Origin of the sequence: Pseudomonas sp. NFACC24-1 (assembly GCF_900115235.1) — a bacterium.
GTDB lineage: Bacteria > Pseudomonadota > Gammaproteobacteria > Pseudomonadales > Pseudomonadaceae > Aquipseudomonas > Aquipseudomonas fluorescens_AA.
This window is the reverse complement of the sequence record NZ_FOVS01000025.1, coordinates 19490-39450: the sequence shown is the minus strand read 5'-3', so window position 1 is coordinate 39450 and position 19961 is coordinate 19490. Positions and strand designations below refer to the sequence as shown.

Below are 19961 nucleotides of genomic sequence, written 5' to 3'. Positions count from 1 at the left end.
TACCACGCAGAGCGTGGGAACGATCACTGTTGGGGCTGATTGGGCAACTCGCTCTCTTCCCTCGGCTCCTCCACCAACCGCCGCGGCAACATCACCTGCTGTGGATAAGTCTGCGCAAAATGCACCGCCGGGTGGTTATCCACAAGCTTCTTCAACTGCTGGTTGAACGCTCGGCTCACCGCATATTGCCCACCCGACACGGTGCGGAACTGCGCCGTGAGCACCACGCCGTTGAGGTCCATCTTGTCCACGCCGAACACATCCAGCGGCCCTTGCAGGTTGAACTTGAGGAACGGGTCTTCGGCGATCGAACGCCCGGCTTCGCGAATCAGCTCGATGGCCTGGTCGACATCGGTGTCGTAAGTGAATTGCACGGAGAAAAACGCAAAGGCGAATTGCCGGGATTGGTTGGTCACCGCCTTGATCTGGCCGAACGGCACCGAGTGCACGAAACCCTTGCCGTCGCGCAGGCGCAGGGTGCGGATGGTCAGGCCTTCGACCGTGCCGGCGTGGCCCGAGCTGAGCACCACCCAGTCGCCGATGGACAGCGTGTCTTCAATGATGATGAACAGCCCGGTGATCACGTCCTGCACCAGTTGCTGCGAACCGAAACCGATCGCCAGCCCCACCACTCCGGCACCCGCCAGCAACGGTGCGACGTTGATGCCCAGGTTGGCCATGGTGGTGATTGCGCAAATCACCACCAGGATGATTTTCGCCGCGTTGCGCAACAGCGGCAGGATGGTCTTGACCCGGGTGCTGGGCTGGCGGGCCCCGCGCTTGTTCAGCGGCGGCTTCAAGGCTTCCTGGATCGCCGTGTCGAGCACCACCCACGTGAGCCAGGTCATCAGGAAGATCAGGCCGATGCGGCTCAAGGAATCGCTGATCGCCCGGCCTATGGCGTTGCGCGAGGCGAACTCGAACAGGGAAATGCCCCAGATCCGCCCAAGGACTTCAATGAATGCCACCGCCATGACGATCCGCAACAAAGCGTGCAACAGGCTCAACAGCCGCCCCTTGTAGGCGCTGTTGTGCTGGATGGCCTCGGCCTTGGGCGACTTGAAGACATGCTGGAGCACCGTGCTGAGAAACACCGTGGCAATCAGCAGGATGGTGGTGAACAGCGCGCAACGCAGGGCTTTCTGGTTGTCCTCGCCGACACCGATCAGGCTCACCGCCGACACCAGCACCATCAACAGGATCGGCCAATACCAGAGCCCGGAAAAAATCCGCAGCGACTCCTGCAAGGCCGGTTGTTTCAAGCGCTGGGCCAACGGGCGGTTGCGGATCAGGTGCGCCACCGGGCGGCGCATGCGGATCACCAGCCAGCCAAAGATCATCGACGCCGACAATCCGGTGAACACCGCGACGCTGCTGGTGATGTTGCCGCCCAGTTGCCGGGCGATCTGCGGGCTGGTCAAGGCATCGCTGAGGGCGGCGAGAAAGCCGATCAGAAACAACGGTCGGGGGCTGAAACGCCGGATCATCGCCACCGCCCGGCGTTTGTGGCCGGCGTTGAACATCACGATCACGCATAGCAGCACCGAGGTGGAGAAAATACCGCTGCTGGTGGCGTAGGCGAAGCACAGCGCCAGGGCGCGTCCGACCGAGACTTGCAGAAAGTGGCTGACATAGAGGGTCAGCGGCAGACAGATCAATGCCGCAGCGGTGTACGGCAACAGGTAACCGAGCAGGTCACGCAGGCGCCGGCGGGTGCGCAACCAGCGCCGGTGGCCCAGATGCCGCAACAGCAGCCGCGCCGCGGACCAGATCAGCGCAAACGCGCCGAGCCAGACACTGGACAACAACAGGAAATCCCCCGCCACGCGCCAGGACGAACGGGATGTCTGGTCCACCAGCCGGTCCACCTCGTCCGCCGCCCGGTCCGCCCGCAGGCGCCAGGCATCCACCAGGCTTTGATTGAGATCGAGTTTGTCCTGGACGTCGTCGATGCTCGAACTGATGGCCCCCAATAAACCGCCCTGCACCAGCGGCGCAGGTTCGGCGGGCGGTTCATCGGGCGTGGTGGTGCCTGGGACAGCGGCGGTCCCGTAGGCGCTGGTGCCGGTCAGCGCCAGCAAGAACAGCAGCAATACAGTGCTCAATCGAGACAAAACGCGAGGCTCCTTCACACGGGATCGGTAAGGAACTGATCAATATTGGGCCGGCAAGTTCGCTCGCAAGGCCAATACTCTCCCTGTGGCGAGGGGATTTATCCCCGCTGGGCTGCGCAGCAGCCCCCAACAAGCACATCAGGTGAATCTGACCCACCGAGCTGACGGTTTCTGGGACTGCTTCGCAGTCCAGCGGGGATAAATCCCCTCGCCACAGTATTTCAACGTCTGCTCCGCCGCCGGTAAGCCCATCGAAACTTTCCGGGCCGCGCAACAGTCATCAAAAGACACAGGCGGTACGAGGTCATTGGCACGGGAGGGATACATGACGGCGATCCACATTGGCATTTCCGGCTGGCGCTACACGCCTTGGCGGGGAGATTTCTACCCCAAGGGGCTGACCCAGAAACGGGAACTGCAATTTGCCTCGCGAGCGGTCAACAGTATCGAAATCAATGGATCGTTCTACGCCCTGCAACGCCCCGAACGGTATGCCCAGTGGTATGCCGAGACACCGCCCGGCTTCGTGTTCAGCGTCAAGGCCCCGCGCTTCATCACCCACATCAAGCGCCTGCGGGACATCCACAAGCCTTTGGCCAACTTCTTCGCCTCCGGCGTGCTGGAGCTCAAGGAGAAATTGGGGGCAATCCTCTGGCAGTTTCCACCCAGCTTCAAGTTCGACCCCGAGCTGTTCGAAGACTTCCTCAAGCAATTGCCCCACGACACCGAAGGCGCCGCAGCCCTGGCCCGGGAGCATGAGCCGCGCCTGGACGGCCACGCCAGCACCGAGACCGATAAAAAGCGGCCGCTGCGCCACGCCGTGGAAATCCGTCATGAGAGTTTTATCGATCCGCACTTCATCACGTTGCTCAAGCGCTACAACGTGGCCCTGGTGATCGCCGACACGGCCGGCAAATGGCCCTATCGTGAAGACGTCACCAGCGATTTCGTCTACCTGCGCCTGCACGGCGCCGAGGAGCTGTACGCCAGCGGCTACACCGACGAGGCGTTGAAGCGCTGGGGCGACCGGATCGAGGCCTGGAGCCACGGCAAGCAGCCGAGCGACGCGCACCTGATCGACCCGGACAAGAAACCCCAGGCACGCAAGAGCCGGGAAGTGTTCTGCTATTTCGACAACGACATCAAAGTCCGCGCGCCCTACGACGCACGCCATTTGCTGGAACGTTTCCACCTGGACAAGGGCCTCGCCACCGCGCCCGGCCAGCGACCGGCCGAAGGGGTGTTGCCATGAACCGTCCGCAAACCAGCGAAGCGACCTGCGAGCCGACCCAGCAAGGGGCTCAGGATCTCGACCGGGTCAGCCGTTTCACCGTGCTGACCGTCAACACCCACAAGGGCTTCACCGCCCTGAACCGGCGCTTCATCCTGCCCGAACTGCGCGAAGCGGTGCGCAGTGTGTCCGCCGACGTGGTGTTCCTGCAGGAAGTCCACGGCACCCACGAACACCATCCCCAGCGCTACAGCAACTGGCCGAGCATGCCGCAATACGAATTCCTCGCCGACACCCTCTGGCCACAGTTCGCCTATGGCCGCAACGCGGTGTACCCGGCAGGCGACCATGGCAATGCGTTGTTGTCGAAATTCCAGATCATCCGCCACGACAACCTGGACGTGTCCATCAGCGGCCATGAAAACCGCGGCATGCTCCACAGCGTGCTGCGCCTGCCGGGCGATGGGCCGGATGTGCATGCCATCTGCGTCCACTTGGGACTGCGCGAGGGTCATCGTGTCGAGCAACTCAAGCTGCTTCGCCAACGCTTGAGCGAACTGCCGGCCGATGCACCGGTGATCGTTGCCGGCGACTTCAACGATTGGCGCGGCAAAGCCAGTGAACTGCTCGAACCCTGCGGCCTGCGGGAAGTGTTCGCCGAGCAGTGGGGCAAGCCGGCCCGCAGCTTTCCGGCGCGCCTGCCGATCCTGCGCCTGGACCGCATCTACGTGCGCAACCTCAAGGCCCATCATCCCAAGGTGTTGAACGTACGACCCTGGTCGCACCTTTCCGACCATGCACCGCTGTCGGTGGAGATCGAATTATGAGCGCGACGATGGATAAGGCGACGGTGGAACAGGTTGACACGACGCCCACCGAACGCAACCCGGCGCTGGCCGATATCGAATACGGCTGGCACGGCAACAATCGCGTCACGCTGCTGGAAAACGGCGAGGCGTACTTCCCCAGGGTCTTCGAGGCCATTCGCCGGGCCGAAACAGAAATCCTGCTTGAGACCTTCATTCTGTTCGAGGACAAGGTCGGCTACGAACTGCGGGACCTGCTGGTGGAAGCCGCCCAGCGTGGCGTGCGCATCACCGTCAGCCTCGATGGCTTCGGCTGCGGTGAGTTGACTACCGCTTTCCTGGCCTCGTTGAGCGACGCCGGGGTGCGCTTGCAGATGTTCGACCCGGCCCCCCGGCACTTGGGGATCCGCACCAACTGGTTCCGCCGCCTGCACCGCAAGATCGTGGTGGTGGACGGGGTGATTGCGTTCATCGGCGGGATCAACTTTTCCGCCGACCACCTGGGGGATTTCGGCCCCGAGGCCAAGCAGGATTACTCCGTGGAGGTCAAAGGCCCGGCGGTGGTGGATATCCATCACTTCGCGCTATTGCAGAGCGGTCGGCCGGCCCGGGCCAAATACTGGTGGCAACGCCGCCGCAGCCGTCGCAACGAACTGGCCTTCAGCGACCATGACGGCCAGGTGCGCCTGGTCTACCGGGATAACCACGAGCATCAGACCGACATCGAAGAGGTCTACCTGCAAGTGCTGCGCAGTGCCCAGCGGCGGGTGGTGATCGCCAACGCCTATTTCTTCCCCGGCTACCGGTTGCTGCGCGAGATCCGCAACGCTGCCCGGCGCGGCGTGGAGGTGCGGCTGATCCTGCAAGGGCAACCGGACATGATGATCGCCAAGCTCGCGGCGCGGATGCTCTACAGCTACCTGCTCAAGGCCGGCGTGGTGATCTACGAATACTGCGAGCGGCCGTTGCACGGCAAAGTCGCCTTGGTGGATGAAGACTGGAGCACGGTGGGTTCAAGCAATCTCGACCCGCTGAGCCTGTCGCTGAACCTGGAAGCCAACGTGCTGATCCGCGACCGGACGTTCAACCGCGAGCTGTTCGAGCGCCTCGACTACCTGAGCCGCGAACACTGCACGGTCATGCCCGAAAACCATGCGCCGCGGGGCCTGCTGTGGCGCATGACCATCGGCTTCATGGTGTTCCACTTTTTGCGCCATTTCCCGGCCTGGGCCGGCTGGCTGCCGGCCCATAAACCGCGTCTGAAACCTTTTTCACCGCCGACGGCGGTCCGGAGCGAACCCCATGAACCACTCTGAAGCGCACACCGCGCCGAGAGACGCCCATGCGCCGGAACAGGCCAAACCCAAAACCCGCTGGAGCCGGTGGAAAAGACCGCTGACCCTGGCGTTTTTCCTGCTGTTGATCGTGCTCTTCACCGCCCTGGCCCGGCGCATCGATTGGTCCGAGGTGTTCGCCACCCTGGCCGATTTCAAGGTGCGCACCTTGATCATCGCCGCTGCGCTGACCATCACCAGCTTCATCACCTATGCCTGCTTCGATCTGATCGGACGCACCTACATCCGCCAGAAACTCGGTTGGCGGCAGATTTTGCCGGTGGGGGTGATCAGTTATGCCTTCAATCTCAACCTCAGCGCCTGGGTAGGTGGTATCGCCATGCGCTATCGCCTGTATTCGCGGCTGGGCGTCAGCAGCGGGAACATCGCCAAGATCCTCGGCCTGAGCCTGGCCACCAACTGGTTCGGCTACATGACCCTGGCCGGGGTGGTGTTCAGCAGCGGCCTGGTGACCATGCCGCCGGGCTGGAAACTCAGCAGCGATGCGTTGCAAGGCGTGGGCGTGCTGTTGTTGCTGGCGAGTGCCGGATACCTGGCGGCCTGCCGGTTTTCCAAGCGGCGGGCCTGGACCGTGCGCGGCATGGAAATCAACCTGCCGTCGCTGCGCATGGCGGTGCTGCAACTGGCGTTGGGCGCGCTGAACTGGTCGTTGATGGCGGCGGTGATTTTCACCTTGTTGCCCAGCAAGCTGGATTACCCGATGGTGCTCGGGGTGTTGCTGATCAGCAGCATTGCCGGGGTCATCACTCACATTCCGGCGGGGCTCGGGGTGTTGGAGGCGGTGTTCGTTGCCCTGCTGCAACATGAGGTGTCGCGGGGCAGCCTGCTGGCGGGGCTGATCGCTTACCGGGCGATCTATTTCATCCTGCCGTTGCTGATTACCGTGGTGATGTACCTGGTGATCGAGGCGAAGGCCAAGGCGTTGCGGGTCAAGCCTGGGGTCAAGCGCTGAGTCTCAGATTGATAAGTTGCCTGGACTGGCCTCTTCGCGGGCAAGCCCGCTCCCACAGAGGTTGTGTCGTGCCATGAGTCTGTATTCACAATCGATCAATGTGGGAGCGGGCTTGCTCGCGAAGAGGCCCGCGCAGACGAAACAAAATCCAGATCAGCGTTCCTGGATGATGCTCAACCGCTCTCCCACCACCATTTCCGTGATCCAGTCCACCAGGATCGAGGTGTAGGCCTGTTGTGACACAGGGTCGCTCAAGGCATGGTCGGCGCCATCGATGATGCGGTGGGTCAGCGAATGGGTCTGCTGGCACGCCGCCCGGTAGCTCATGATGGTGGCATGGGGCACATAGGCATCGGTCTCGGACTCCACCAGCAACACATCGCCGGTGAACTGCGAGCACGCATGCAGCGCGCGATTGGTGCTGGCGTGCACCAGGGTGCTGCGGTAATCCAGCAGGTCAGTCTTGTCCAGGTCGCGCTTGGGCGTGTGCCATTGCTCGTCGCGGTACAACGCCGGCACCCGCAGGGCCAGCCAGCGCACCGGGCGCAGCGACGTCAGGATCGAGGCCAGGTAACCGCCATAGCTGGTGCCCACCACGGCAATCGCCGAGGTATCCAAGGCGGGGTGGGCGAGCAAGCGGTCGTATGCCGCCAACAGGTCACGCAGGTTGTCCTCGCGGGTCACTCGGGACAACGGAATGCCCGCCCCGCCGGTGTGCCCGCGCAAGTCGAAGGTCAGGCACACGCAACCGAGGCCGGCGATACCTTTGGCCCGTTCCAGGTCACGCTCCTGGCTGCCACCCCAGCCGTGTACGAACAACACACCGGGGACCTTCGATTTGGGGCTCAGGAATGTTCCGTCCATGCGTTCATTGTCGATTTCGATTTGAATGGTTTCACTTCTAGCCGTCATAGGATTGAACCGTTACGTATTTGAGAAGAAAGTCGCTGTTGTGGGCCTCGCCGCGATAAACCTCCCTGGCCCCGGCTGGCAGCGGTTGGTCGAGGTAGGTTTCCACCGAAGACACCCGCACCGCGTTGGTCTCAGGCGTTTCGACGAACACCTGCAACGCCGCCAGTTCGGCGCTGCTGGCCCCGCCCATGCGCCACGACTGTTCCAACACGCCGCCACGGGGCTGGCCGGCGGCATCCAGGCCCTGGGCAATGTCGTAATTGCGCCGCGACGCGAAAAAGCTCGGGTAGGCCTGGTTGGCGGCGTCATCGAACACTTGCGCCAGCCGCACCGCCTCGCGCACGTCGTCGGGCAGTTCGAGCCTGAGCAACTCGATGTAGCCGCCCTGCACCACCAGCAGGTCCGACCCGCCGTACACCTCCAGCCCTTCGCTGTCGTGGGTCAGGTGTTGCACGCCGCAATAGCTCAGCATCTGGCCGTCGATGAAGCTCTGGCCGACGCTCTGGGTCTTGACCTCGTTGAGGTGCTGTTCCAGCACCACGCCTTCACCAAACAGCGCCTGGGCGTCGGGCCCGGCGGCGATTTCATCGAACTGCGCCAGGCTCTTGATCAACCGTTGACCACGTCCGGCACAGGCATGGATCGGCTTGATGCGGATCGGCCCGGTGTAGAGCAAATGTTCGGCGGCCGGGCGGGCGTCCTTGAGCGAAAAGACCGTCACGCCGTCCAGCACCGCGCCCCGGGTGAGCTTGGCAAACAGCGGCGACCAGCCTTTGGGCGCCACCGCGTCCTTATTCAACAGACCGTGGGTAATCGCCTTGGTGCAGATAAAATCATGCTCGACATACCCACCCCACACATCCTCCGGCCCCTTCACCCCCAGGCGCATCAAGGTTTCGGGGCCGATCAGGGTTTGCGTGGGCAACAGATAAAGATCCTGACCGGCCTGGGAGTCATGGCTGTCGCCGTACTCCCAACCCAGTATCTGCGCCAGCCACTGGGCCAGGGCACGGTTGGTCTCGACTTCATGGCGCGGCGCTTGTGGATTGACCGAATAGGCCACGACCCGTTTGTTGCGATTGACTGATGTCATGCGATGCCCTTCCTCCTGCGCTCGATGGCTTTAGGTAAGGATAGGTGCAGAGATCAGGCCAATGATGTCATCGGCAAGGATGGGTCAGCCAAGCGGGCGCCTTGTGTGCAGTTGATAGCAACGGGCCTGTTTCATTCTGCACGACACTCGCTTGGCATCCCGCAAATTGCACGATGCCTCAAGCTAAACGCCACCCTATGGCGAGGGGATTTATCCCCGCTGGGCTGCGCAACAGCCCCAAACGCAATCAATACCCACACGCCTGACACACCGCAAAATGCCAGGGCTGCTTCGCAGCCCAACGGGGATAAATCCCCTAGCCACAAAAAGCATTACTGCGGCCTTGAAACACCCACCGGGCTCACCCCAAACCGCGCCCGATAATCGCTCGGCGCCAACCCGGTGATTTTCTTGAACGTCGCGCGAAAGGCACTGGGGTCCTGGTAGCCGACGGTCCAGGCAATGTGGTCGATGGTGCCATTGGTGAACTCCAACATTTCCCGGGCCTTGCCGACCCGCAGGTGCTGGCAGTATTCGGTGGGCTTGAGCCCGGTGGCGGCACGGAACCGGCGCAGGAAGGTGCGTTCTTCCAGCCCGGCCCGTTCGGCCATCGCACCGAGGGAAACTTCCACCGCGCCGTTGCTTTGCAACCAATGCTGGACCTTGAGAATCGCCGCATCGCCATGGCCGAGGATGGGGGCGAAGTTACTGCCGCACTGGCTCGCGCTGTCGCTGTGTTCGATCACCAGAAATTGCGCGGTGCGTGTGGCGATGCTGGGCCCGAGCAGGCGGTCCACCAGGCGCAGGCCCAGTTCCGACCAAGCCATCAGCCCGGCGGTGGTGATCAGGTCGCCGTCGTCGACAATCGGTTTGTCGGCGTTGAGCTTGATCTTCGGGTAACGGGCGGCGAAATCCTTGGCCGAGGTCCAATGGGTGGTGGCGCTGCGCCCATCGAGCAGGCCGCTTTCGGCCAACAGGATCGAGCCAACACACACACCGCCCAACACGGTGCCGCCCGCATGCTGCGCACGCAGCCAATCCATCAGCGTCGGCGAGGCCAGGTCGTCATCGAAGCCGGCGAGGGACGGCGGGATCAGCAGCGCCACCAAATGGCCTGCCGGGCCGGTTTCGCTGTCGAACACCCGCCGCGGCGTCTCGCCGTCGTCGGTCTGCCAGTGACTGACCCGCAACCGTGGCAATGGTGCACTGGCGTGCTCGGCCGCGATCCGCTGGGCCACGGCGAACAGATCGGTCAAGCCATGCACCGCCGCCATTTGCGCGCCGGGGTAGATGAGCACGCCAAGCTCGGCGACTGCCCTTTGCTGCGCCATTGTCAGTTTTCCCTCGCTTATTGTCGTTGCGGCCAATCCTCGAACCGGCGGTAAAGGCCAATACTGGCGCCCTACCCCACCTGATCAAGGAAGCCCTCATGTCCAAGCAAGCGCTCATCGTAGTCGATATCCAGAACGACTACTTCCCCCAGGGAAAATGGCCGTTGGTCGGTGCCCATGCCGCCGCCGATAACGCCGCACGGTTGATCGAAGCCTTTCGCCAGGCCGGCGACAGCGTGGTGCACATCCGCCACGAATTCACCTCCGCCGACGCGCCCTTCTTCACCCCAGGCTCCGAAGGCGCACAGTTGCACCCCAAGGTGCTCAACCGCGCCGATGAACCGGTGGTCCTCAAGCACTTCGTCAATTCGTTTCGCGAAACCGAACTTCAAGCACTCCTCGACCAGCAGGGCATCGAACAATTGGTGGTGGTCGGCAGCATGAGCCACATGTGCGTCGATGGCGTGGTGCGGGCGGCGGCGGACCTGGGCTACGGCGTCACGGTGATTCACGACGCCTGCGCGACCCTCGACCTGGAATTCAACGGCGTCGTCGTGCCGGCTGCCCAGGTGCATGCGGCGTTCATGGCAGCGCTGGGGTTTGCCTACGCGAGCGTGGTGAGTACCGAGCAATTCCTGGCTGACCATCAATAAACCCACGGCACAGCTAAAAAACCGCGCTTAATCACCCAAGTGCGGTTTTGTCTCAGGCATCAACGGCGTGTCTGGAGGCGATCAAGTCTCCAGCACGAGCAACAACCGCGGCATCGTCGCCACGAACCCCATCTGCTGCGCTTCGCGCGCCATCCCCTTCAGCTTCTCGCCGCTGGCTTGATCGGCGTTGCGCAGCCACTGCCCCGCCACATCGATCAACCGCACATGATGGTTGATCCAGGCGCACGACGCCGACTCGGGCAATGCCGCCATCTGTTGCCCATGCCAGATAGCCTTTTCGGTATTGCCCGCCAACAGGCAGGTTTCAGCGGCAGCCACGCGAAAGCGCAAGGCGTTGTGGGCCAGGCAGGCTTGGGTGAGCTGGGCTTCGCCCTTCGCCAAGGCCTGCTGGCTGAACGGTCCATCGTCGCTGATCATTGCCAGGCTGCCGTAGACCCAAGGCCCGATATAGCGCTGCAGCTCGAAACGCTCCACCAGGCTCGCCGCCTCCATGATCAAGGTCTGCGCCAGCCCGCGCTCGCCCTGGCGCAACGCCACCCGCGCCAACCCTTCCAGCAGGATCGCTTCGAAACGGCTGGCGCCAAGGCTGCGTGCCAGCGCCAGGGCACTGCTCAGCTCTTGTTCCGCCAAGGCATCCTGGCCCCCCGCCACCAGCACCCAGGCCGCAGTGAGCCGCGAGAAAACCTGCGCTCGATGATTGCCCAGCCGGGCGCTGCATTCGATGGCCTCCATGGCGTCACGCAAGGCGGGCTCTGGCTGACCCAGGTACAACTGCGCCGATCCACGGGCACTGCGATTGGCCGCCTCCACGTGTGTCCACCCATTGCGCTCGCACAGGCGTACGCATTGATCGAAGACCTCGTAGGCAGTCTGCATGCGCCCTTGTGCGTAGTAGGAGTCGCCAATGCCACTCAAGGCCTTGGCCTCGGTTTCCAGGTCCCGGCCAATGCGAGCAGAAGACAAAGCTTCTTCGTGAAGGCGGCGACACTCGGCGTAGTCACCCCGTGGGAAATAGATATTCCCGCGCAAGTGATTCAACCGGGCAAGCGCCGCATAGGCCTGCATGGATCGGGCGATGGGCAGCATGTCTTCGATCAGGCGCTCCTCCTCGTCCAGGCAATCGAGGGTATTGAGGACTGCCGCCAGCCCCAACGCGGCCTCGATCCGATCCTGCGGCCGCTCGGCCAATGCCAAGGCGCGCTGGAAATGCACCCGGGCCTCCACGGTCTTGCCCAGGCCCGAACACGCCTGGCCGCACAGCAACGCGAAGGGGAAATTGCCCTGCGCACGTTCGGCAAACGCCGAGCATTGCCGCGCCAGCGCAAGGACACTGTCGTACTGGCAGGCCAGCCGTTTTTCGCCCATGGCCACCAACAGTGCGTCGAACGCCGCCGAATCGTTGGCCCGCAGCAAATGCTGGGCATAAAGCACCCGGTCGCGCGCGCGATAGAGATTCGCCACCTCACCGTGCAACTGCTCGCGCAGCAACGTGGGCATTGAATCGTAGAGGCAGTGCATGACCAGGTCGTGGACAAACAGATAGCTGCCTGGCTCGACCTCCCGCAACAGCCCTTGGCGCATATCCGCAGTCGGCAGATATCCGGGCTGCCCCAGTGCTTCGCGCCACAGCGTCAGCTCGAAGCGATTGCCCAGCACCGCGGCGTAGTGCAGGGCGCGACGTTGCTCGGGGGCCAATTTGTCAAAGCGGGTCTGGACCAGATGCCGCAGGCTGTCAGGGAAAACCCCTTGCTGGCTCGACAGCAGTTGTGTCAGATACAGCGGGTTGCCCTGGGCACGGGCGACACATTCGGCCCGGTAGCGCGGATCGACCTCAGTGAACTGCTCCGCCAGGACCGTGGCCTCCCGCGCCCGGATCGGCGCGATGTCGAGCAGACTCATGGGGCTGGAGGAATGCGTACGGATTTCGCTTTCCAGCGGATCGCCTTCGGGACGGGACGTCAGCAGCCAGACCACCGGCGCTTCGTCAGTGGCATCGAGCAGCCTGCCCAGCAGCATAAACAGCCTGGCATCGCCCCAGTGCAGGTCTTCGACGCAAATCAGCAAGGGCCGTTGCACCGCGCTGCGCAGCAACACGTCGAGCAAGGCCTGGAACAGCCCCTGGGTACGGGCCTGGTTGCTCATCGCGGCATACAGGGCCGGAGGCTCGGCAGACGACACCCCCGTCAGCACTTGCAAGAACATGCGATGTTCGGCGGCCACTTTCAGGCGGGACAAAGCGGCGTCCAACAGCGAGGCGCTGACAGACGCCGCGCCCCCCAGGTTGAGCAGGCTGGCCAGCAGTTGCCCCAGGGGCCAAAGGCTGTTGTCCATGCCGAAATCCAGCACATCGCCGCGATGGCAGGCAAAGCCCCGCTGCCGGGCCATTTCGAAAAACTCGCTGACCAGGCGGGTCTTGCCGATGCCCGCCATGCCGCGCACATAGACGATGTGCCCGTCCTGGCATTCCTGGGTGGCCTCGATCACCGCCTTGAACTGCAAGAGCTCGATGGCCCGCCCCACCAACGGGCGCGGCGCGTTTTCGTCGAGGCTGCGCGGGCGCAGGCATTTGCGATAGGCCTGAAACTCATCGTCGCTGGACGAAAACTCAAACCGTGCAGCGAGCTGTTCCAGCAGGTTTTGCGCAACATACACCGGCGCGTGCCCATGACGCTCCAACAGCGGCTTTTGCGCGAGCAAGACAGGCTCGACCGCAGGCTCCATGGTGTCGGCACTCAGGCGCACAAGCCGCAGTAACAGGGCATGCCCGGACGTAACGAATTGCTCCCGACTCAGGGCCAGCGCGCAGAGCAGGCCCCGCTCGCTATCGCTGCGATAGGCCTGTGGCGAACCGAACTGGGCGATCACCACATCCTGCGTCATCCCCAGTGGAACGCCACCGAACTGACGTACCAGGCGCTCGACTTCTTCCATGAACGTCATCGCGGGCAGCCCATCGATCCGAAAGGACAGCTCCAGCACGTAGCGGATGACGCTGTCATCGACCTGTTTCAGCGCCTGTTGCGCAAAGGCCGTCTGGTGCACCGCACTCATCGTCTGTTGGATGTGCGCCAAAGCCACTGAGGCGGGAGTGCTCAGCAGCTCACTCACATCGACCCCGAAGGCCGTCGCCAAGTGCCGAGCCGTGCGGTAAAGCACCGGCTTGCCGGTTTCGGCCCGCTTGATGGAGGCGATCGAGACGCACAAATGCCGGTTCAGGCAGGCCTCGGCCAGGGTTTCCTGGCTCAGGCCATGCTGTTTGCGCAGGCCTTTCAACGACACGGCGTCCAGCAGGACACGGCCGTCGGATATCGAGGCATCACGCTTGGGCAGGGCAGCAAAGGTGTTTGGTCGGGAGTCCATGTCGATAGCCCTTTCTACCCTGGGACAACGGCAGCCGATCGAGTGTACTCCTGCGCCTCGCCCGGGTTAATGAAAAGATGGCATTTGGCCTGATACCAAACTGATACCGGACTGACACCGCTCTGGACTGTCCGCCTATCACCGCCCTCCCGATACTCACTCCCATCAATTGACACCCAGTTGATACAACCTGAGCGATGGGAGAAAGGCGATGAGCGATGGACTGAAGGGCAACGCAGGCGATGACGTGCGGGATATCGGCGGCTCGCAATTACTGGGGCGCGGACTGAACCGGCTCGATTGGGCCGGCGACAGCAAGGAGTGCCTGAAGGTCGGCGATACCGAGTCGGGCAAACGTGCGGTGCCGTACCGGAAAACGTCTTACAACGTGGGGAAAAACGTCACCATGTCCACGGTCGTGGCCAACGACAACTTCTCCACCGAGACGTTTGCCTCCCGCGATGAGTTCGAAAGACATACCCAGACGAGTGTCGAAGCCTCCGGCAAATACGGCGCCTTTTCCGCCGGTTTCAAAGCCACCTTCGGCAGCGACATCAAGACGCTCGAAGAGCGCGAAGCCGCGCTCTACAGTCACACGGTGCGGTTATGGAAACTGACCCTCGAGGTCAGCCCCGCCAATGCGACGGAAGCGTTCAAGAAGCGCATCGATGAGTTGCCCAAGGCCTTCGACCCGAGCAATCCGGCGCCATTCTTTAATTTCCTGGTCGACTTTGGTGCCGATATCGTCAGCGAAGTGACTGTCGGTGGCTCGCTGAACTATGCGATGACCGCACTCAAGAGTTTCCTCAGCAAGACCAACACCCTCGATGCCATGGTCAAGGCCGAATACGGCACCTTTGTCAGCGGCAGCGCGACCACCTCGGTCTCGGAAACGGTCAAGAAAAACATCGCCCATCGCAACGCCAACCTGACCACCCGGGGTGGCACGCACGCCATCGCTTTCAACTCAGTGGACCCGAACAATTGCAATGCGGAGTTCGGCAAATGGCGCGAGTCGCTGCCCGACGACCCGACCGTCGTGGAATTGGCAATCGCGCCGGTCTATCGCTTCGTCAAGGAAGGCGAGACCCGTACGGCACTGGAGCAGGCCTACCAGTGGTACACCAGCTACAAGGCGGAAATCGAAGCCACTTGGCAAGACTCGGTGGTTGTCCTCGGCCGCTCCGGGCGGCAAGCCAGCTCCAAGGCCGAAACAACCCGCCCTGCCTTGCGAATGGTGTTCGTCGACAACAAAAGCAAGGAAACCAGCGAAAGCTTCCACTACCCACCCGCCGCGAATGCATCGACCACGGAATTTGAACAGTTCTGGGATGCGCTGGCCCTGCTGCTGAGACAAAAAAACGGGCAAAAATTGCTGATGGCCACTGAGCGCTGGCCACGCGACGCGCGCTACTACCCGACGTATGCCATGCGTGAGGCCCTGCTGTCCAACGGCGCCAGCGAAGTGTCGCTGATGCGCTGGGACACGCTGACCAAGCACATGCAGCCCAACCCGTTGTCCGGCCTGACCTATGTACTGGCGGGAAATGACTTCGAGGTGCCCGGTGTCGATGGACTCATTGCCGGTTTTGGCCAGGCAGGCAAGGACCTCAACCCAACGGTGAAGATCAAGGCTCGGTTTTCCCACGACTCGTTCGGCAAGGTCAAGTTGGTAAAAACCGCAACGACCGAGGAAGACCCTCGCACCGCGCTGTACATCGTGCGCAACAATACCGACGCCAAACCGGCCCTGGCGGTCGACCCGCAAAACCGGACCCGTATCGCCATGCAGACGCCGGACAGGCACAATCCAGGGCAATACTGGTACATGCCCGAGCTGGAAAAACCTTATCCGGAAATCAACCACCCGGTGCTGCTGATCAACTACGAGACGGGAACCTGCCTGCAGGGCATGCACGACCAGGGCGACTGCCGGCTCAAGCCCATCGAACCGGGTCGCCAGCAGGACGACGTCATCTGGGACCGCCGCGGCGATGAGGTATTTCACCTGTTGATGGTCTACTACTGGATGGACGCCCTGTGCCTGACCCAGATTGAAAAACGCGCCGCCGTCCGGCCTTGGCGCCTACCTCACGGCATGGACTGGTTGCGTGAACAGCATCGTCCGTACAGTTGACACCCAATAGTGACATCCCCTGTGGGAGCGAGCTTGCTCGCGATAGCGCTGGTTCAGCTTGCTTCAATGTTGAATGTGCCGCCGCCATCGCGAGCAAGCTCGCTCCCACAGGTTCGTCGGGCGATTGAGCGCCCTTTCTCTAGCCTTCTTGCGTGCGTGGTCCCCATACGATGCAAGTCTTCAACAGTGTTCCCTTTATCGGCGATGGCGTGGAAACGGCCCTCGATCCCAGCCGGTTCCCCTACCTGTTCAACGACCATGGCCTGGCACGACCGAGTGTCCAGGAGCGCGGCCACCTGATCCAGCTCAGCCCCGAGAACCCGGCCCTGTCCCTGGGTACTCGCTACTCGGGCATCAGTTGGCGGGACCGTGAGGTTGCAACGAACAGCGGTTCCTATTGGATCAAGACGTTCGACTTCCACGCCAGCGAAGTGCACTACGCACCGATCTGGGCAACCAAGGAAACGGCGCAGGCCTTTGGCATGACCCTGCTCGGCAACGGCGAATGCCTGCGTTTCGAGTACGACCAACTGATCCTGGGCCAATACACCTACGGCAAATGGGCCGGCCACCAGTCGCCCTACCTGGGCCCGGCGCGCCAGCGCGAGCTGCTGACCTACAACCCGACCGACCTCGAATACCACAACTTCCCCCACGCGTTCTTCTCCCGTTATGGCCGCTTGCCGCTGGTGATCAGCGTCGCCCGCTGGCGGCCTGCGTCGAGGGAAATCCATTTGGCCGACCTGTGGCTGCGGCCCGGCGATGCGCTGGTCCTGCCGCCCAAGCACTACCCCGACATCGCCCCCAGTGACGCCCACGGCGTCGAAAACTGGCCGGCCGTCGTGGACCTGCATGGCAATCGAAACTCGGCGCTGGCCTGCTGGTTCGGAGAAGGTGAAGACTGTTTGCTGACGGAGACAATCCTGGCCAACTCGACCTTGATGAGCTCTCCCCAGGGCAAACCGCACTATCACGAAGAAAAAGCGCCGACGCGGCATGAGTTACCGACGGACTATCGGCCGTGAGGGTTGATAGCACGGCAAGTCAGACAGAAAAAACCTGGATTGGCGGGGGCCAGGAAGAACCCAACCTTGGGCGAACCGTTTTTTACTAGGCGTACTTGAAGAATAACGATAAGAATGGCCGGGCATTTTCCCAAGAGCCAGCCGTATGAAACGCAAACGCCCGCCGCGCCTGGTCGAATCCCCGTTCCCGACCACTGCAACAGCGCTACTGCACCCGCCCACGTGGGATTGCTCAAGCGACGTATCCAGGCCGGGATACCTGGGCACGATGGTGTATGCCGTGGTGATACTGCTGGCCTTGCCGGTCTACGGGCTGGCAGTGCTATCGACGGAGCTGTTTCATGTCGGACAAAACCTGTCGCCCATCCACACAAGAGTGATCGAGGATCCTCTGTTCATAGCGCTCATGTTAATCAGCGCATTCGCGGCCGTCTGCCTGCTCAACTGCCTAGGGTGCTCGGTTTCTGCTTCGACGAACGCCAGCAACGCCTCACCTTCACCCAACGCCGCCCTGCCCGGCAAACCACCGAAGAATACGTGCCGTACAGCGACATCCATTACATCAAGCCTTACAAAACGACCGCTTCCGCCAACATCTGTCACTTTGTGGTGGGCTTCGCCGGGGGCAATGGCAAAGCCATCGCACTTCGGGTAGGGGTGGATCTGACGGATCAGGACATGGCGTTTCATGCCGCGTGGTTGAGTCAGTCGATTGGCGAGAGGATGCAGGAGGTATTGGATCTGGATCTGTGAGCGAGGCTAGGCTTACCCGTGTCCCCAAAGTCACGAATCGGTTTGCGCCAGACAAATAAAAAGCCCCAAGTGCTGAGCGCTTGGGGCTTTCGTGACCTACCTGCGTAAGGCTCTCAGGCAAGGATCAGAACGGAATATCGTCATCGAAGCTGTCGAAATCCGGAGCCGGTTGCGGCGCGGCCTGTTGTGGGGCCGGACGCTCACGTTGCGGCTGTGGCGCCGACTGTGGACGAGGTGCCTGCTGACGTGGGGCCGACTGCTGGTAGTTGTTGCCACCTTGTTGCTGGTCGCCCTGTGGACGGCCACCCAGCAATTGCATGGTGCCTTGCATGTCCACCACGATTTCGGTGGTGTAGCGCTTGATGCCGTCTTTTTCCCACTCGCGGGTCTGAAGCTTGCCTTCGATGTACACCTGCGAACCCTTGCGCAGGTATTCGCCGGCGATCTCGGCCACCTTGCCGAACATCGACACGCGGTGCCATTCGGTCTTCTCGACCTTCTGGCCGGTTTGCTTGTCGGTCCACTGTTCGCTGGTCGCCAGACTCAGGTTGGTCACGGCGTTGCCGTTCGGCAGGTAGCGAACTTCGGGATCCTGGCCGCAAGTACCGACCAATATGACTTTGTTAACCCCACGGGCCATAACGTTCTCCTAGGCTTCGCACGTGGTCGGGGCCGGGTTGTTCACCAGGCGCTCGAGCGTCGCGCGATCCAATAATTCGGTGTCGAGTTTGATATACACGGCCGCCTCGTCGGCGACCACCACTGCATCGGTTACTCCAACGACGGCCTTCAGACGCTCGGTCAGGCCAGCCTCACGAATCGCCTCGGGCGATAAGGGCAAGCGCAGGCTCGTCACATAGGGAGGTTCGCGCATGGTAACAGCAAAGGCTAACCAAAGTGCAGCCAGCGCGGCGCATCCCAGGAACACAACCGACAAACCGCCATGCTGGAACAGCCAGCCGCCGAGGATCCCGCCCAACGCCGAACCCAGGAACTGGCTGGTGGAGTAGACCCCCATCGCCGTGCCCTTGCCGCCCGCCGGCGAAACCTTGCTGATCAGCGACGGCAGCGAGGCTTCCAGCAGATTGAACGCGGTGAAGAACACCACCGTACCGATCACCAGGGCCCGCAAGCTATCGCCGAACTGCCAGAAGAATAGCTCAGTGAGCATCAGCGTCACGACGGCACCGAGCAAAACTCGTTTCATTTTGCGTCGTTTTTCGCCATAGATGATGAACGGGATCATGGCGAAGAACGAGATCAGCAACGCGGTCAGGTAGACCCACCAGTGCTGTTCCTTGGGCAGGCCGGCCTTCTCGACCAGGGCCAGCGGCAAAGCCACGAAGCTGGACATCAGCATGGCGTGGAGCACGAAAATGCCCAGGTCCAGGCGCAGCAGGTCCGGGTGCTTGAGCGTCGGGATCAATGCCTGGCGCGCCACCCCGGATTCCCGGTGCTGCAACGGCCCGGTGGCGCGCGGCACCATGAACGCCACGATCAGGATCCCCACCAGGGCCATGGCACCGGTCGCCAGGAACAGGCCCGACAAGCCAAAGGCCCGGGTCAGCAAGGGACCGACCACCATGGCCACGGCGAACGACAGACCGATGGTCATGCCGATCATGGCCATGGCCTTGGTCCGATGCTGTTCGCGGGTCAGGTCCGACAGCAGCGCCATGACGGCCGCGGAAATGGCCCCGGCCCCCTGCAGGATGCGTCCGGCGATCACGCCCCAGATCGAGTCGGCATTGGCCGCCAGCACGCTGCCGAGGGCGAAGACGATCAGCCCCAGGTAGATAACCGGACGCCGGCCGATGCGGTCGGAAATGATCCCGAACGGGATCTGGAAGATCGCCTGGGTCAGGCCATAAGCGCCAATCGCCAGGCCGATGAGGGCCGGGGTGGCGCCTGCCAGGTCCATGCCATAGGTCGCCAGCACCGGCAACACCATGAACATGCCCAGCATACGGAAGGCGAACACCAGGGCCAGACCGCTTGCTGCGCGTGTCTCGCCACGACTCATGCGTTCGCTGTGGGGATCTTGCATGGAAAAACCTCATGTGAACCGGCGGCGATTCTACCAGTCCCATCGATTGAGAGGGTATATGGCGACCGTTTGCCGCGCAGTCTTCATGTATGGCTGCAATCGCGCCTTCAATAGTGTGCATCCATCCAGTATTTGCCCGTATACTCCTACGTTTTCGACGCCCGCCGAGCG

15 protein-coding genes are annotated in these 19961 nt (G+C 62.4%); 8 read left to right on the top strand and 7 right to left on the bottom strand.

From position 1 onward, the window contains the following. Positions 1 to 23: 23 nt before the first annotated feature. Entirely contained in the window at positions 24 to 2114 is a 2091-nt protein-coding gene (locus BM317_RS21465; RefSeq protein WP_092172762.1) for a mechanosensitive ion channel family protein, read from the bottom strand. A 325-nt stretch (positions 2115 to 2439) separates the two neighbouring features. Here BM317_RS21465 and BM317_RS21460 point away from each other — a divergent pair, with 325 nt between their 5' ends. From BM317_RS21460 to BM317_RS21445, 4 genes are read left to right on the top strand one after another with little or no spacing between them, the layout of a single operon-like run. Next, on the top strand, positions 2440 to 3366 hold the full coding sequence (locus tag BM317_RS21460; protein WP_092476100.1) for a DUF72 domain-containing protein: 927 nt from the start codon (positions 2440 to 2442) through the stop codon (positions 3364 to 3366). Beyond that, complete coding sequence (locus BM317_RS21455) at positions 3363 to 4172, top strand: endonuclease/exonuclease/phosphatase family protein (RefSeq protein ID WP_092172756.1); 810 nt, start codon at positions 3363 to 3365, stop codon at positions 4170 to 4172. Before BM317_RS21460 ends, BM317_RS21455 begins: the two co-directional genes overlap by 4 nt. Continuing rightward, a complete protein-coding gene (gene clsB / locus BM317_RS21450; RefSeq protein ID WP_092172753.1) occupies positions 4169 to 5467 on the top strand; it encodes a cardiolipin synthase ClsB in 1299 nt (432 codons plus the stop codon). The genes BM317_RS21455 and clsB overlap by 4 nt, the downstream gene beginning before the upstream one ends. Then, the gene (locus tag BM317_RS21445; protein ID WP_092476097.1) at positions 5454 to 6458 is read left to right on the top strand and encodes a lysylphosphatidylglycerol synthase domain-containing protein; all 1005 of its coding nucleotides are present in this window, start codon (positions 5454 to 5456) and stop codon (positions 6456 to 6458) included. Before clsB ends, BM317_RS21445 begins: the two co-directional genes overlap by 14 nt. Positions 6459 to 6611: 153 nt before the next feature. Here BM317_RS21445 and BM317_RS21440 read toward each other — a convergent pair whose 3' ends face one another. From BM317_RS21440 to BM317_RS21430, 3 genes are all read right to left on the bottom strand, one after another. Then, the gene (locus BM317_RS21440) at positions 6612 to 7370 is read right to left on the bottom strand and encodes an alpha/beta hydrolase family protein (protein ID WP_092172747.1); all 759 of its coding nucleotides are present in this window, start codon (positions 7368 to 7370) and stop codon (positions 6612 to 6614) included. Beyond that, a complete protein-coding gene (locus BM317_RS21435) occupies positions 7360 to 8463 on the bottom strand; it encodes a DUF3182 family protein (protein WP_092172744.1) in 1104 nt (367 codons plus the stop codon). Before BM317_RS21435 ends, BM317_RS21440 begins: the two co-directional genes overlap by 11 nt. Before the next feature lie 332 nt (positions 8464 to 8795). Next, positions 8796 to 9794 carry a GlxA family transcriptional regulator gene (locus BM317_RS21430; RefSeq protein ID WP_092172741.1) on the bottom strand — a complete coding sequence of 333 codons (999 nt, stop codon included), beginning with the start codon at positions 9792 to 9794 and terminating at the stop codon, positions 8796 to 8798. Between the two features lie 98 nt (positions 9795 to 9892). On the opposite strand from BM317_RS21430, the gene BM317_RS21425 reads away from it, so the two are divergent. Then, positions 9893 to 10447: a cysteine hydrolase family protein gene (locus tag BM317_RS21425; RefSeq protein WP_092172738.1), complete on the top strand. Its 555-nt coding sequence runs from the start codon at positions 9893 to 9895 to the stop codon at positions 10445 to 10447. An 81-nt stretch (positions 10448 to 10528) separates the two neighbouring features. Here the strand turns inward: BM317_RS21425 and BM317_RS21420 are convergent, their stop codons facing one another. Next, entirely contained in the window at positions 10529 to 13828 is a 3300-nt protein-coding gene (locus BM317_RS21420; RefSeq protein WP_092476094.1) for an ATP-binding protein, read from the bottom strand. A gap of 211 nt (positions 13829 to 14039) precedes the next feature. Between BM317_RS21420 and BM317_RS21415 the strand changes: the two genes are divergently transcribed. From BM317_RS21415 to BM317_RS30765, 3 genes are all read left to right on the top strand, one after another. Then, positions 14040 to 15965, top strand: coding sequence for an MAC/perforin domain-containing protein (locus BM317_RS21415; protein WP_092172732.1), 1926 nt, complete (start codon positions 14040 to 14042; stop codon positions 15963 to 15965). A 170-nt stretch (positions 15966 to 16135) separates the two neighbouring features. Further along, positions 16136 to 16990, top strand: a complete 855-nt coding sequence (locus BM317_RS21410) for a hypothetical protein (protein WP_092476091.1) — start codon at positions 16136 to 16138, stop codon at positions 16988 to 16990. Positions 16991 to 17443: 453 nt separating this feature from the next. Then, entirely contained in the window at positions 17444 to 17743 is a 300-nt protein-coding gene (locus BM317_RS30765) for a hypothetical protein (protein ID WP_170866274.1), read from the top strand. Between the two features lie 124 nt (positions 17744 to 17867). On the opposite strand, the gene BM317_RS21400 is transcribed toward BM317_RS30765, so the two are convergent. Together BM317_RS21400 and BM317_RS21395 are read right to left on the bottom strand one after the other, a co-directional pair. After that, complete coding sequence (locus BM317_RS21400) at positions 17868 to 18383, bottom strand: single-stranded DNA-binding protein (protein ID WP_024778338.1); 516 nt, start codon at positions 18381 to 18383, stop codon at positions 17868 to 17870. 9 nt (positions 18384 to 18392) lie between these two features. Next, on the bottom strand, positions 18393 to 19790 hold the full coding sequence (locus BM317_RS21395; RefSeq protein WP_053125859.1) for an MFS transporter: 1398 nt from the start codon (positions 19788 to 19790) through the stop codon (positions 18393 to 18395). Between the last annotated feature and the right edge of the window lie 171 nt (positions 19791 to 19961).